The 12,299-nt window shown below is 72.6% G+C and carries 16 protein-coding genes; 7 read left to right on the top strand and 9 right to left on the bottom strand.

The features are described 5' to 3' along the window. Positions 1-79 precede the first annotated feature (79 nt). A complete protein-coding gene (locus FHU33_RS06845) occupies positions 80-1,012 on the top strand; it encodes a GGDEF domain-containing protein (RefSeq protein WP_170182346.1) in 933 nt (310 codons plus the stop codon). A gap of 3 nt (positions 1,013-1,015) precedes the next feature. Here the strand turns inward: FHU33_RS06845 and FHU33_RS06840 are convergent, their stop codons facing one another. Together FHU33_RS06840 and FHU33_RS06835 are read right to left on the bottom strand one after the other, a co-directional pair. Next, complete coding sequence (locus FHU33_RS06840) at positions 1,016-1,813, bottom strand: SDR family oxidoreductase (protein WP_142024660.1); 798 nt, start codon at positions 1,811-1,813, stop codon at positions 1,016-1,018. Between the two features lie 9 nt (positions 1,814-1,822). Next, positions 1,823-2,791 (bottom strand): helix-turn-helix transcriptional regulator, encoded by a 969-nt coding sequence (locus FHU33_RS06835; RefSeq protein WP_142024659.1) that lies wholly within the window; start codon positions 2,789-2,791, stop codon positions 1,823-1,825. Positions 2,792-2,884: 93 nt separating this feature from the next. Between FHU33_RS06835 and FHU33_RS06830 the strand changes: the two genes are divergently transcribed. After that, positions 2,885-3,409 (top strand): DinB family protein, encoded by a 525-nt coding sequence (locus FHU33_RS06830; RefSeq protein WP_142024658.1) that lies wholly within the window; start codon positions 2,885-2,887, stop codon positions 3,407-3,409. A gap of 103 nt (positions 3,410-3,512) precedes the next feature. On the opposite strand, the gene FHU33_RS06825 is transcribed toward FHU33_RS06830, so the two are convergent. Both FHU33_RS06825 and FHU33_RS06820 read right to left on the bottom strand, forming a co-directional pair. After that, positions 3,513-4,463, bottom strand: a complete 951-nt coding sequence (locus FHU33_RS06825; protein WP_142024657.1) for a hypothetical protein — start codon at positions 4,461-4,463, stop codon at positions 3,513-3,515. Between the two features lie 89 nt (positions 4,464-4,552). Further along, a complete protein-coding gene (locus FHU33_RS06820) occupies positions 4,553-5,035 on the bottom strand; it encodes an ArsI/CadI family heavy metal resistance metalloenzyme (protein WP_142024656.1) in 483 nt (160 codons plus the stop codon). A 134-nt stretch (positions 5,036-5,169) separates the two neighbouring features. Here FHU33_RS06820 and FHU33_RS06815 point away from each other — a divergent pair, with 134 nt between their 5' ends. Genes FHU33_RS06815 through FHU33_RS06805 form a run of 3 tightly spaced genes read left to right on the top strand, consistent with a single transcriptional unit; the run spans position 5,170 to position 7,054 of the window. Further along, positions 5,170-5,529: an ArsR/SmtB family transcription factor gene (locus tag FHU33_RS06815; protein ID WP_142024655.1), complete on the top strand. Its 360-nt coding sequence runs from the start codon at positions 5,170-5,172 to the stop codon at positions 5,527-5,529. Then, on the top strand, positions 5,526-6,650 hold the full coding sequence (gene arsB, locus FHU33_RS06810; RefSeq protein ID WP_142024654.1) for an ACR3 family arsenite efflux transporter: 1,125 nt from the start codon (positions 5,526-5,528) through the stop codon (positions 6,648-6,650). The genes FHU33_RS06815 and arsB overlap by 4 nt, the downstream gene beginning before the upstream one ends. After that, positions 6,647-7,054, top strand: coding sequence for an arsenate reductase ArsC (locus FHU33_RS06805; RefSeq protein WP_142024653.1), 408 nt, complete (start codon positions 6,647-6,649; stop codon positions 7,052-7,054). Before arsB ends, FHU33_RS06805 begins: the two co-directional genes overlap by 4 nt. 3 nt (positions 7,055-7,057) lie before the next feature. Here the strand turns inward: FHU33_RS06805 and FHU33_RS06800 are convergent, their stop codons facing one another. The 3 genes from FHU33_RS06800 to FHU33_RS06790 form a co-directional block, all read right to left on the bottom strand. Continuing rightward, positions 7,058-7,636: a DUF4334 domain-containing protein gene (locus tag FHU33_RS06800; RefSeq protein ID WP_246063359.1), complete on the bottom strand. Its 579-nt coding sequence runs from the start codon at positions 7,634-7,636 to the stop codon at positions 7,058-7,060. Beyond that, complete coding sequence (locus FHU33_RS06795; protein WP_142024652.1) at positions 7,633-7,842, bottom strand: DUF4177 domain-containing protein; 210 nt, start codon at positions 7,840-7,842, stop codon at positions 7,633-7,635. Before FHU33_RS06795 ends, FHU33_RS06800 begins: the two co-directional genes overlap by 4 nt. 275 nt (positions 7,843-8,117) lie before the next feature. Next, entirely contained in the window at positions 8,118-9,371 is a 1,254-nt protein-coding gene (locus FHU33_RS06790; protein ID WP_211355026.1) for a lipase family alpha/beta hydrolase, read from the bottom strand. A 130-nt stretch (positions 9,372-9,501) separates the two neighbouring features. Between FHU33_RS06790 and FHU33_RS06785 the strand changes: the two genes are divergently transcribed. Beyond that, the gene (locus FHU33_RS06785) at positions 9,502-9,681 is read left to right on the top strand and encodes a PspC domain-containing protein (RefSeq protein WP_142024651.1); all 180 of its coding nucleotides are present in this window, start codon (positions 9,502-9,504) and stop codon (positions 9,679-9,681) included. A gap of 10 nt (positions 9,682-9,691) precedes the next feature. Here FHU33_RS06785 and mgrA read toward each other — a convergent pair whose 3' ends face one another. Next, complete coding sequence (mgrA, locus tag FHU33_RS06780) at positions 9,692-10,723, bottom strand: L-glyceraldehyde 3-phosphate reductase (protein WP_142024650.1); 1,032 nt, start codon at positions 10,721-10,723, stop codon at positions 9,692-9,694. A gap of 45 nt (positions 10,724-10,768) precedes the next feature. Further along, a complete protein-coding gene (locus FHU33_RS06775) occupies positions 10,769-11,713 on the bottom strand; it encodes a hypothetical protein (protein WP_142024649.1) in 945 nt (314 codons plus the stop codon). Positions 11,714-11,734: 21 nt separating this feature from the next. Here FHU33_RS06775 and FHU33_RS24870 point away from each other — a divergent pair, with 21 nt between their 5' ends. Then, positions 11,735-12,241 carry a hypothetical protein gene (locus FHU33_RS24870; protein WP_170182345.1) on the top strand — a complete coding sequence of 169 codons (507 nt, stop codon included), beginning with the start codon at positions 11,735-11,737 and terminating at the stop codon, positions 12,239-12,241. The last annotated feature ends 58 nt before the right edge of the window (positions 12,242-12,299 follow it).

The raw sequence follows: 12,299 nt of genomic DNA, 5'->3' as shown, positions 1-12,299 counted from the left end.
GACGGCGGGAGGCCGACCCGCGCCATCCCATGGGGCAATCCCGCACGGGACCGGTCGTTTCCCGTGCAGGATGACCACCATGCTCGTCGATCGGCGCACGCCGGCCCTGCTGCTGGCGGTGCTGTACGCCATCTGCGGGGCGCTGTGCGTGGCGACGGCGATCTGGCCTCTGCACCCCGACACGCCTACCGCCCTGCTCTGGTCGCTCGGCCTGGTCGGCGGAGGCGGCGGTGCCGCGATCTGGCTGCTGCGCCGGCGGCTGAGCGGCCGCGCCATGCACGTCGCGGTGGCTCTGGCCAGCGTGCTCGTCTCCCTCCTCGCCTGGCAGTCGGCGACGCGGGTCGGCATCGTCGGACTCGGTCCCGCCCTGATCGCCATCGGCCTGTACGCCGCCCATTTCTTCGACCTGACGGCCGCCCGGCTGCACGCCGCCCTGCTCGTGGTGCTGAGCACGGCGGGGGCCATCGCCGCGGTGCCGGACGAGTTCGCCGTCGCCTGGACGGCGATCATGGTCTCGATCATCGCGTTCACCGAGGTGCAGGGCCGCCTCGCCCGCACGCTGCGCACGGCCGCGACCACCGATCCGCTCACCGGGGTGGCCAACCGGCGCGCGTGGGAGGCCGAGGCCGCCCGGTATCTCGCGCACGCGGCGCGCACCGGTGAGCCGCTGAGCTTCGCGCTCCTCGACCTCGACGACTTCAAGGAGGTCAACGACCGGGAGGGGCACGGCGCCGGCGACGCCCTCCTCCAGGAGCTGGCGGCCGGATGGTCGGCCCGGCTGCGCCAGACCGACCTGCTGGGCCGCTACGGCGGCGACGAGTTCGTCCTCTGCCTGCCCGCCACCGACGGCGAGGGCGCCCGGCAGGTGCTGCAGCAGCTGGACGCCACCCACCCGTTCGCCTGGACGGTCGGGACCGCGACCGCACAGCGCGGTGACACGTTGAGCGCCGTGCTCGGCCGCGCCGACGCCGACCTGTACCTGCACAAGCGCAGCCGCCGGACCGCCGGCTGACGGTCAGGGACGCCGCCAGTCGCCCTCCGTCAGATGGGAGCCGGCCATGGGGCCCATCCGGAGCATGCCGCCGTCCACGGCCCAGGACGCTCCGGTGACGTAGCCGGCCGCGGGCGAGGCCAGGAAGGCGACTGCGGCCGCCACCTCGTGGGCGTTCCCCGGACGGCCGAGCGGGATCCCGGGGCGGTCGTGGCCGGGAGATGTCGGGTCCTCGTCCTCCTGGCCGGTCATCGCCGTCGCGATCTCGCCGGGCGCCACGGCGTTCACGGTGATGCCGTGCTCGGCGAGCTCGAGCGCCGCCACCTGGGTGAGGAGCCCCAATCCGCCCTTCGCGGCGCAGTAGGCGGCGGCGCCCACGCGGGGCTGGTGCTCGTGGACGCTGGTGATGTTCACGATCCGCCCGCCGCGCCCGCCCGCCACCATCCGCCGAGCGGCTCGCTGCAGGCAGACGAAGGCGCCGTCCAGGTCGGTGGCCAGCACCTCGCGCCAGGTGCCGAGGTCGAGGTCCAGCAGCGGGGTCGTGTGGCCGGTGCCGGCGTCGTTGACCAGGACGTCGACGCCGCCGAGGGCATCGGCCAGGTCGTCGACGACGTCGGCCGCCTCGGGCAGCCGGGTCAGGTCGAGGTGGCGCACCTCCGCCCGCCGGCCCAGCGCCCGCACCTCCTCGGCGGTCGCCTCCCCCGCTGCCTCGTCGCGGAACCAGGTGATGCCGACGTCGCAACCCTGCTCGGCGAGCGCGACGGCGACCGCACGCCCGATGCCCGACTCCGACCCGGTGATGATGGCGATGCGCGGCTCCATGCCTGGACGCTAGGCAGAGCGGGCCTCCGCCGCAGCCCGGGAGAACCGCCCGCCCCACTCCGCCAGGAGCTGGCGCAGCTCCGGTGGGGTCACCACGGTGAACTCCGCGCCCACCATCCCGAGGGCCAGGGCCGGCCAGCTCAGGTCGTCGGGCTCCATCCGGACGCGGCAGGCGTCCTCGCCCACCTCCTCCACCGTCGCCCACTGACCGATCCGCCGGCGGACGCCGTCCGCCGGCGCCTCGACGAGCACCTGCACGTCATGGGTCGGGATGCGCGAACCGATGCCGGCGCGGACGAACTCGGCCGGATCGTCGACCGGCAGCCGGCGGGGAGCGAAGCGTGCCCCGGTGCTGCTGGGTGCACCGACGCGGTCGAGCCGGAAGCTGCGCCAGTCCCCGCGGGAGACGTCGTAGGCGACCAGGTACCAGCGCCGGCCGAGCGCGACGAGGCGGAAGGGCTCGACGAGCCGCTCCGTGCGCTCGCCGTTCGCGGCGGTGTAACCGAACTCCAGCCGCTCGGTGTCGCGGCACGCCTGCGCGACGGTGGTGAGCGCGTGCGGGTCGACGTCCGCCTCGCTGCGCCAGCCGGCTGACACGGTCACCACCCGCAGCGCGTCCGCGCGACGGCGCAGCCGGACCGGAAGCACCTGCACGACCTTGGTGAGGGCGCGCACCGACGCCTCCGCCATGCCCGCGACCGCGGTCTGCGCGGCCGCCTGCAGCCCGACGACGAGCGCGACCGCCTCGTCGTCGTCCAGGACGAGCGGCGGCAGGGAGGCGCCCGGCGCCAGCCGGTAGCCGCCGTCGACGCCGGGCTGCGCCTCGACCGGATAGCCGAGGTCGCGCAGCCGTCCGACGTCCCGGCGCAGGGTGCGGACCGAGACCCCGAGCCGGCGGGCGAGCTCGGCGCCGGCCCAGTTGCGGCGGGTCTGCATGAGGGACAGGAGGCGCAGCGTGCGGTTCCCGGTGTCGGCCATGCCGCCAGATTCTCGTCGATCGGTGCCAAGAACTGGCGCCAAAGGTGCCTAGCGTGATGCGGAACCGATCGACGACGACGGAAGGCGACTCTCATGACCACCGCGACTCCCACCCTCACCGCCGAGCGGGCCGACCTGCTCGAGACCCTGGCGGCGCACCGCCACTTCCTGCGGTACACCGTCCGAGGGCTGACCGACGACCAGGCACGGCGACGGCCGACCGCCAGCGAGCTGACCCTCGGCGGGTTGCTCAAGCACGTCGCGCACCAGGAGGCGGGCTGGGTGCGGTTCGTCCTCGAGGGTCCGGAGGCGATCGCCACACCCACCGATGACGCCGGCTTCCAGAACTGGGCCGACGAGTTCGTCCTGCTGCCCGGGGAGACGCTCGAGGGCGTCCTCGCCGAGTACGCGGAGATCGCGGAGCGCACCGACGAGCTCGTGAGGATGATTCCCGACCTCGACGCCTCCCACCCGCTGCCCGAGGCCCCGTGGTTCCAGCCGGGTGCGGTCCGCTCGGCCCGGCGGGTCTTCCTGCACGTCGTCGCCGAGACCGCCCAGCACGCCGGGCACGCCGACATCCTGCGCGAATCGCTCGACGGCCAGAAGACGATGGGCTGACCCGACCTGTGCTCTATCGCGATGAAGGACAGGTCAGGGTTCGCGGACGGCGGCGACCACCTGCTCCAGGTCGCCCTCCGAACCGGCCGGGCAAGGGGCCGGTTCAGCCGGGTCCGGCCTCCGACAGCTTGGTGACCCGCGCGATGGCGTGATCACGGGCCTCGGCCGCCTCGGCCGCCTCACGCTCGGCCGCCACCAGGCGCCGTTCCTCGCGCTTGAGCGCCGTGGCCGCCTCGGCGGCCTCACGCTCGGCCTCGGCCAGCTGATCGGCGAGCTCCTCCACGCGGGCCTGCAGCTCCTCGCGTCGGGCGGTCAGCTCCTCCGTGGCGCGCCGGTGTTCCTCGAGCGCGGACTCGGCCTCCTCGGCGGCGGCGGCCGCGGCATCGGCCGTTTCCTGCGCCGCCGCCAGCTCCCGCTGCCGCTTCGCTTCCGCGGCCCGCCGCCGCTCCTCCTGCTCGCGCGCCCGGCGGTCGGCGGCCGACTCGCCGGCCGGCTTCTTCGTCGCCGCGGGCGCCTTCGCCGGCTTCGCGGTGGGTTCGGGACGCGCTGGGTGGACCAGCCGGAGGTCCGGTTTCGCGACCGTCGTCCCCATGCCGCTGTAGTTCATCGGGGAGGTCAGTCGTCCGGTCAGCAGCGCCCGGCCGGCCTCCGGATCGGACATCGCCGCACGCAGGGTCTCCTCGATCTGGGTGGCCACCGAGGTGCTGACCGGGTGCCCCTCCCCGTTGGCCAGGGAGCGTGCCTGCCGGGTGAGGGCGGTGAGCAGCTGCCGGCGCTGGACGTCGAGAGCCCGCAACTGCTCGCCCGCAAGGTTCTCCTGCGCCTCGCGGAGCAGGTCACCCAGTTCGACCAGGCCCTCGGTCTCGGCGCGCTGTTCCCGCACCAGCAGGTTGCACGCCCATGCGGCGGCCGACGGCTTGGGCAGCGCGCCGATCTCCTTGGCCAGGGCCTTGTCGCCGTCTGCCTTGGCCTCGTCCTGGCGGGCCTTCCGGAGTTCGATGAACTCCTCCGGCGGCACCGCGTAGAGCTCGTCGGCCACCTCGTCCAGGTCCACGGGTTGAAACGATGCCAGAGGGCCACACAGTGCGCGCCGATGCGCAGTTCCGTTGCCCGGAACTGCGCATCAGCGCCCTTCGTCGGCGATCAGCAGCAGGAGGCAGCCAGACGGGCGTCGGAGTCGGAGCCCTCCGGCTTGCAGCAGGTGCCGTCGCCGGCGACGGCCGAGAGTTCGGCCTCGGTGCGGCCCTCGAGGTCGGGGCGGGCGTCGCCGGTGACGGTGTAGACCTCCCACGGTTCCCCGCCGGGGCCGGTCACCCAGACCTTGTCCTGAACGGCGTAGCAGCAGGTGGTGTTGTCCTCCACCCGCGTCGCCAGCCCCGCCTCGGCGAGCCGGGTCGTGGCGGCGGTGACCTCGTCCTGCGACGGCACCTCGACGCCGAGGTGGTCCATGCGGGTCGCCTCGCCGGGCTCGCCCTCGAGGAGCACGAGCTTCAGCGGTGGCTCGGCGACGGCGAAGTTGGCGTAGCCGGGACGGCGCTTGGCGGGGACGGCGTCGAAGAGCCGCGAGTAGAAGTCGACGGCGGCGTCGAGGTCGGCGACCCGGAGCGCGAGCTGGACACGGGACATGGGGGTCCACCCTTCCGTTCACATGCATCGACGAGCGTCGATGTCTGAACGGATGGGACCACCAGATATCGATGCTTGTCAATACGACGGGTGTCGCTATGATCGGTGACGATGTCTGCCACGGAGGAACCACGATGAGCGAGCCCGGACTGGCCTGCTGTACCCCACTGACCGGCACTCCGATGTCCGCCGAGCAGGCCGAGCAGGTCGCGCCCCTGCTCAAGGCGCTCGCCGACCCGGTCCGCCTGCGGCTGGTCAGCCTGATCGCGGCGAGCGCCGGCGGTGAGGCCTGCGTCTGCGACCTCAACGACGCCTTCGACCTCACCCAGGCCACCATCAGCCACCACCTGAAGGTGCTGCACTCCGCAGGACTGCTCGACCGGGACAAGCGCGGAGTGTGGGTCTACTACGCGGTGCGGCCGGCCGCCCTCGCCGCGGTGGCCACCCTCTTCGACACGAGCGGCCGCACCGCGCTGACCCTCAGCCCGGCATGAGCGACACCGTCGGCGAGTACGCCCGCCCCGGCGTCCCGGCCGAGGCGCCGGTCCTGCAGAAGCTCTCCACGCTCGACCGGTTCCTGCCGGTCTGGATCGTGGCTGCGATGGCGCTCGGCCTCGGCCTGGGCCGGTGGGTCCCGGGTCTGGACGACGCGCTGTCCGCGGTCGAGGTCGGCAACGTCAGCCTGCCGATCGCGATCGGGCTGCTGCTGATGATGTACCCGGTGCTGGCCAAGGTCCGGTACTCCGAGCTCGACCGGGTGACCGGAGACCGGACGTTGCTCGGCGCCTCGCTGGTGCTCAACTGGGTGCTGGGCCCGGCGCTCATGTTCGCGCTCGCCTGGCTCCTGCTCCCCGACCTCCCCGAGTACCGGACCGGCCTGATCATCGTCGGCCTGGCCCGCTGCATCGCGATGGTGCTGATCTGGAACGACCTGTCCTGCGGTGACCGCGAGGCGGCCGCCGTCCTCGTCGCGATCAACTCGGTCTTCCAGATCGTGGCCTTCGCCGCCCTCGGCTGGTTCTACCTGCAGGTCCTCCCCGGCTGGCTGGGCCTGTCGACGACGTCGGCGGAGTTCAGCGTCTGGGCCATCGTGGTGAGCGTCCTCGTCTTCCTCGGCATCCCCCTGGTCGCCGGCTTCCTGACCCGCACGCTGGGCGAGCGCCGCAAGGGCCGCGCCTGGTACGAGGAGAGCTTGCTGCCGCGGATCGGCCCGGTCGCGCTCTACGGGCTGCTGTTCACGATCGTCATGCTCTTCGCGCTGCAGGGCGAGGCGATCACCTCCCAGCCCTGGGACGTCGCCCGTATCGCCCTGCCGCTGCTGGCCTACTTCGTCCTCATGTTCGGCGGCTCGTTCCTGCTCGGCATGCGGCTTCACCTGGGGTACGCCAAGACCGCGACGCTCGCGTTCACGGCCGCCGGCAACAACTTCGAGCTGGCCATCGCCGTCGCCATCGGCACCTTCGGCGTCACCAGCGGGCAGGCGCTCGCCGGCGTCGTCGGGCCCTTGATCGAGGTCCCCGTCCTGGTCGGCCTGGTCTACGTGTCCCTGTGGGCCGCCCGCCGCTGGTTCCCCGGCGATCCCACCGTCCCCGCGACCGTCAGGAGCATCCCGTGAGCACGCCCAGCGTGCTGTTCGTCTGCGTCCACAATGCCGGCCGCTCCCAGATGGCCGCCGGCTGGCTCCGGCACCTCGCCGGCGACAGCGTCGAGGTCCGCTCGGCCGGCTCCGCGCCCGGCGACCAGGTCAACCCGGCCGCGGTCGACGCGATGGCCGAGGTCGGCATCGACATCTCCGGCCAGCGGCCCACGGTGCTCACCACCGACGCGGTGGAGGCCTCCGACGTCGTCATCACCATGGGCTGCGGGGACGCCTGCCCGATCTTCCCGGGCAAGCGCTACCTCGACTGGGACCTCGAGGACCCCGCCGGCCAGGGCGTCGAGGCGGTGCGGCCCATCCGCGACGAGATCGAGCGCCGCATCCGTGGCCTGCTCAGCGAACTACAGGTCCCGGTCCGCTGACGGTTACACGTCCGCTGCAGTGTCCCGTTCCAGGAGGAAGAAGAACGGCTCCGGCAGACCGCGCATGTCCATCGCGCCGATGACGACGTCGGGGCCGACCCTGCGGAACACGTCGATGATCGGCAGCGCGTCGTAGACCATCGCCGCTGTGCTCACGCCCCGGTGCTCGATCGTCCGCAGCCGCGCCCTGTGCCGGTGGGTGTGGAGCAACGGGCGGATCCGGCCGAACGCCGTCCGGACCGGCCACGACCGCGCCAGGCCGGCGTGGTCACGCAGCAACGGCAGCGGGATCCAGACCGGGTCGACCGCCCGCGGCCGTCCCCCTGGGCCCCGGAGGAGCAACGGATGGACCGCCTCCGCGCCCAGGACCTCCTTGCCGTACCAGCCGTAGGCCTCGAGCAGCCCGTCCAGTCGCGAGCCGGTCGGCAGGCCGCTCCCCCGCCATCGGCCGAGCATGTCCGCCGCCGGCACCGGAGGCAGCCCGTCGAAGAAGGCCAGGGCCTCCTCCGGAGCGACCCCGGACCGGTGCCTCTCGAGCCAGTCCGCCGCCGCCTCGTCGCTCAGCTGCGGGAGGGTGGTCACGCCACCGGACGCTCGAAGGTGACCAGCACACCCTCGACGCCGCCCGGGCCGATCCGGCCCTTCACCTCGACCGCGGTGATCGCCTTGAGCTGCCAGCCTCCGCGGGCGTGCTCGTTGAGCACCTTCTCCAGCTTGTCGCCGGACATCTTGCCGCCGATCATCCCCTCGCGGATCTCCGCGACCTTGTACTCGTACCGGGCTGCCATCGCTGCGCTCCGTCCGTCGTCGTCGGCCGTCGCGGCCCACCCTGCCAACGCCGGGGGCTCGCGTCGAGCGGAGCGTCACGGCCGAAGACCGGCGAGGTGCGCCGGGCGACCAGCCGGACCATCCCGGCCTGGATGTCGTCCTCCACCCGGTCGTACATCTCCTGCACGGAGGCCGTGTCGTGGGCTTGGCCGGACCGACGACAATCCCTCGTCTCTGACGAGACAACGGCCGAACGTGCCCCCGGGTCACGCGCGATCTGCGACAGGATGTCCGGTCAGGACGTCATGCGCTCGCCGGGCGCCGACGGACGGGGGCCCTCCGGCCGGTCGACGAGCCAGGTGCGGATCTGCTCGTAGACGCGGGGATGGTTGAGCAGGTCGAAGTGGTGCAGGCCCCCGAGCCGGTGCACGTGATCGGGCGGGAAGGTCAGCCGGTCGTCGTCCCCCGTGTCGCCGGTGGCGCTGCGCGGGGGCACGAGGAGGTCGCCGAGGAGGTCCGCGAGCCGGCCCGCGGGATTGCGGCTCAGGGTCGCCAGGACGACGAAGTGACGGGCGCCGTCATGCAGCGGCACGTGGGTGCGCGGCGCCGGGCCGATGGCGTCGAGATCCCGATCGGTCCAGTCGGCCTCGACCAGCGTGCCGTGGCGGAGGTCCTTGATGCCGACACTGCGCAGCGACAGCAGCCGGGCCAGCGGCTGGGTCTCCGGCAGCCGGGCGAGCCCTGCGGCGAGCCGGTGGACACCCCGTTCCAACGGGGCACCCAGGTGCGGTGACCCCAGGGTGACGGTGTCGCGCACGTGGTGGGTCCAGCCGTGCGCCTCCGCCGTCCCGCCGTGCGCCTGGTGCAGGGCGCTGCGGGCGACCAGCCCGCCCATGGAGTGGCCGATGAGGACGACGTCCTGGACCGGCACGGGCCAGGCGTCGACCAGCGCGGTCAGCAGGACGTCGAGGGAGCGTCCGTTGTCGGAGATGTGCAGCCCGGTGTTGTAGCGCAGGTAGACCGGGGTGAGACCGAGGTCCTCGCGCAGCCGCGTGCCGTAGGTAACCCCGGGCTCCCCGCGCCGCTCGGCCGAGTAGCACCACGAGATCTCGGTTTCGGTGAGCCCGTGCAGGAAGACCGCCAGCCGCCCGGTCGCCTCGGGGAAGGCGTCGCGGAGCGCCTCTGGCTCGGCCGGCACCGGGCGTCCGGCCACCCGGACGGTCATGTCCAGCGCGAGCGCGGGCGCCTCGCGCCGGACGAGATCCCCGTGGGCACCGTTGAGGATCGCGAGCGTCACCCGGCCGGCGCGGGCATCGTCGAGCTCTCGGCCGTCGGCCCGCAGCGCGGCGGCCTCCCCCGCGACACGTGCACCCGCGCCGAGGGCCACCCCGACCGAGGCGTAGGCCGCCTCGGCGATCGCGTCGTGGACGGCCCGGACCGGCGCCGCGGCCGGGCCGACCGCTCCGAACGCCCGTCCCGCGATGCCGCGGTGCACCTCGTGGATGCGCGTCGTGCTGCCACGCAGCGTCAGTCGCGCCAGCCGGGACACGTCCCTGATCTCGTCCGCCCGCACAGCCTTCCCCCTGGTTCACGTGCCGAGGGCCGAGGATCCCGCGCGTCCCGGTCATCAGCAACCGGGCCCCATGTTGGTCCGCCGGCATCGCGGGTAGGGGCGAACCATGGCAGCACTGGTCAGACCTCGGTCCGGGAAGGTCATCGCGGGCGTCTGCGCCGCGTTGGCCGACCGCTTCGGCCTCTCGCGCGGGCTCGTGCGCGTGGGCTTCGTGCTCTTCGGCCTCTTCGGCGTGGGCGAGATCGTCTACATCGCGCTCTGGCTGCTCGTCCCCAAGGCGCCCTGACCGATCCGCCTCAGGCGGTGCGGGGCGCCTGCCAGAGGTCGATGCCGGTGTCGACGGCGTGCTCGTCGATGGCCCGGAGCTCGTCGTCGTCGAACGCCAGGTTGTCCAACGCCGCCACGTTCTGCTCCAGCTGCCCGACGCTGCTGGCGCCGATCAGCACCGTCGTCATCCGGGGGTCGCGCAGCGCCCACGCCAGCGCCATCTGGGCGAGGCTCTGCCCACGCCCGTCGGCGATCCCGTCGAGCGTGCGGATGCGGCCGAGCGCCTCGTCGGTGAGCAGGTCGGTCGACAGCGACTTGCCCTGGCTCGCCCGGGAGCCCTCCGGGACGCCGTCCAGGTACTTCGCCGTGAGCATCCCCTGGGCCAGCGGCGAGAACGCGATGCAGCCCGCACCCACCTGCTCCAGGGTGTCCAGCAGGCCCTCGGTCTCGATCCAGCGGTTGAGCATCGAGTACGACGGCTGGTGGATCAGCAGCGGCGTCCCCAGGTCGGCGAGGATCGCCGCGGCCTTGGCGGTGTCCTGCGGCGAGTAGGACGAGATGCCGGCGTAGAGCGCCTTACCCGAGCGGACGGCGTTGTCCAGCGCCCCCATGGTCTCCTCCAGCGGCGTCGTCGGATCGGGCCGGTGGCTGTAGAAGATGTCGACGTAGTCCAGGCGCATCCGCCGCAGCGACTGGTCGAGGCTGGCCGTCAGGTACTTCCGCGAGCCGCCGCCCTGGCCGTAGGGGCCGGGCCACATGTCGTAGCCGGCCTTGGTGGAGATGACCAGCTCGTCGCGGTACGGCCCGAAGTCGTCGGCGAGGTGCCGGCCGAAGTTGGTCTCCGCCGAGCCGTAGGGAGGGCCGTAGTTGTTGGCCAGGTCGAAGTGCGTGATGCCGAGGTCGAACGCGCGGCGCAGGATGTCCCGCTGCCGGTCGAAGGGCATGTCGTCGCCGAAGTTGTGCCACAGGCCGAGGCTGATCGCGGACAGGTCCAGGCCGCTCTTCCCCGTCCGGCGGTAGGTCATCGTGTCGTAGCGGTCATGGGATGCGGAATAGGCCATGCCGGCATCGTTCCCCCTCCCGGGGACCGTGACGCGTCCGCCCCGTCACGGTGGCTCGACCTCGAACGGTGGGTCGTTCTGGAACTGGAACTGCAGTCGGACGTCCCCGTCCATGGGCACGACCAGGGTGGAGTGCTCGGCCGACCACTGGCCGCCCGGCACGAGGAACAGGCGGTCGCGCCCCTGGATCAGCAGCCGCAGGTTCCGGTAGCGGTAGCGGTACGTCTGTCCCTCCGACGGCGGGAGCACCTCCTCGGCGACGTTCCGCGCGGTCAGGTGCAGCGGTTCCGTGGTGTCGAGGATGACGCTCGGGAGCCTGTCGATAGTGAGCGCCAGTTCCTCCGCCGACCCACGCCCCGACCACTGCGCGAAGGTCGCCGTGGCCCAGAAGACGCTGACGCCCAGCACCAGGACGAGCGACATGGCCATGGGCCGCCGCCCCGCGCCCCGCGGGTCGAGCAGCCGATCGATTCGGCGTCCGTAGAGAACCAGTGCGGCACCCAGCGCCAACGTCAGCGGGGTGACCAGAGGGTAGTACGGCCAGTTCAGGAGGGATCCGTAGGCAAGGATCAGGGCGACCCCCGCCAGGAGAACGGCGTAGCCCGCGCCGACGACGGCACGCGCCAGCTGCCGGTCGCGCCGCAGCCGCCGGCGGGAACGGTCGCGCACCGCGGGAGCGGGGTCCTTGCCGTCGGCGAAAGCGGCCGCCACACGACGCCGGATGAGCTCGTTGAGTGCGGCGACGGCGACAGCCAGGAGCAGAAGAGCGAGCAACGGGGTGAGCAGCGGCCCGGGGCTGCGCATCACGTAGTCCTGGGTGCTCAGCCCGATCGTGTCGACATCGACGCCGAAGTACTCGTACTGCGCCCGGGACGAGGCGTACCCGAAGTAGAACAACAGCGCGCTGATCACACTCAGCGGGGCGACGACCGACGCCGCGGAGCTGGCCACGCGCTCCAGCCGCGCGAAGGTGGAGGGCTCGTCGGCCATGGCCGTCAGCCTGGCGGCGGGATGCTCTGCCCGGAGGGCGAGGACGACGAGGACGACGAGGACGACGAGGACGAGGAGGACGAGGACGAGGACGAGGACGAGGACGACGAGGACGAGGACGACGACGTGGACGAGGACGACGACGTGGACGTTTCCGTGGTGCTCTCGAGGAGACGGATGTTCAGCTGGATGGACTGCCCGTCCGCGTCGGCGACCGAAGCGAACTCGTCGCACAGCGCCTGTTCCCCAGGCGCACACTCCGCGGCCCCGGCGAGGGTGAGAACGACACGCTCGTCGATGACGTTCTCGTCGCCTTCGTCGGGTCGTCGCTCCCCTTGCCCCTGCACCGGGATGAAGCAGGTGTCCCCGGCGGAGTCCGGGTTCGCGACGAAGGCGAAATCGGAGTCCAGACACGGGATCTCGTCGTCCGAGCAGGCGGATCCACCCCGCGTGAGCAGAGGCGGATCGAACGAAGCGCCGGTCACCCTGAGCGTCACGCCTGGCGGAATGGGCTCATCGCCCAGGTAACTGATCGACACGCAGTCCTCGAAGTCGAGGAGGTCCCCCTCCCTACCGCTGCCCGCCG

It is taken from the genome of Blastococcus colisei, assembly GCF_006717095.1.
Lineage (GTDB): Bacteria > Actinomycetota > Actinomycetes > Mycobacteriales > Geodermatophilaceae > Blastococcus_B > Blastococcus_B colisei.
Note: the sequence above shows the minus strand (reverse complement) of the source record. Positions and strands in the feature narration are given on the sequence as shown.

Coding starts and splice junctions, on each gene's coding strand:
- FHU33_RS06845 (WP_170182346.1), top strand. CDS start 80: ATGCTCGTCGATCGGCGCACGCCGGCCCTGCTGCTGGCGGTGCTGTAC.
- FHU33_RS06840 (WP_142024660.1), bottom strand. CDS start 1,813: ATGGAGCCGCGCATCGCCATCATCACCGGGTCGGAGTCGGGCATCGGG.
- FHU33_RS06835 (WP_142024659.1), bottom strand. CDS start 2,791: ATGGCCGACACCGGGAACCGCACGCTGCGCCTCCTGTCCCTCATGCAG.
- FHU33_RS06830 (WP_142024658.1), top strand. CDS start 2,885: ATGACCACCGCGACTCCCACCCTCACCGCCGAGCGGGCCGACCTGCTC.
- FHU33_RS06820 (WP_142024656.1), bottom strand. CDS start 5,035: ATGTCCCGTGTCCAGCTCGCGCTCCGGGTCGCCGACCTCGACGCCGCC.
- FHU33_RS06815 (WP_142024655.1), top strand. CDS start 5,170: ATGAGCGAGCCCGGACTGGCCTGCTGTACCCCACTGACCGGCACTCCG.
- arsB (WP_142024654.1), top strand. CDS start 5,526: ATGAGCGACACCGTCGGCGAGTACGCCCGCCCCGGCGTCCCGGCCGAG.
- FHU33_RS06795 (WP_142024652.1), bottom strand. CDS start 7,842: ATGGCAGCCCGGTACGAGTACAAGGTCGCGGAGATCCGCGAGGGGATG.
- FHU33_RS06785 (WP_142024651.1), top strand. CDS start 9,502: ATGGCAGCACTGGTCAGACCTCGGTCCGGGAAGGTCATCGCGGGCGTC.
- mgrA (WP_142024650.1), bottom strand. CDS start 10,723: ATGGCCTATTCCGCATCCCATGACCGCTACGACACGATGACCTACCGC.
- FHU33_RS06775 (WP_142024649.1), bottom strand. CDS start 11,713: ATGGCCGACGAGCCCTCCACCTTCGCGCGGCTGGAGCGCGTGGCCAGC.
- FHU33_RS24870 (WP_170182345.1), top strand. CDS start 11,735: ATGCTCTGCCCGGAGGGCGAGGACGACGAGGACGACGAGGACGACGAG.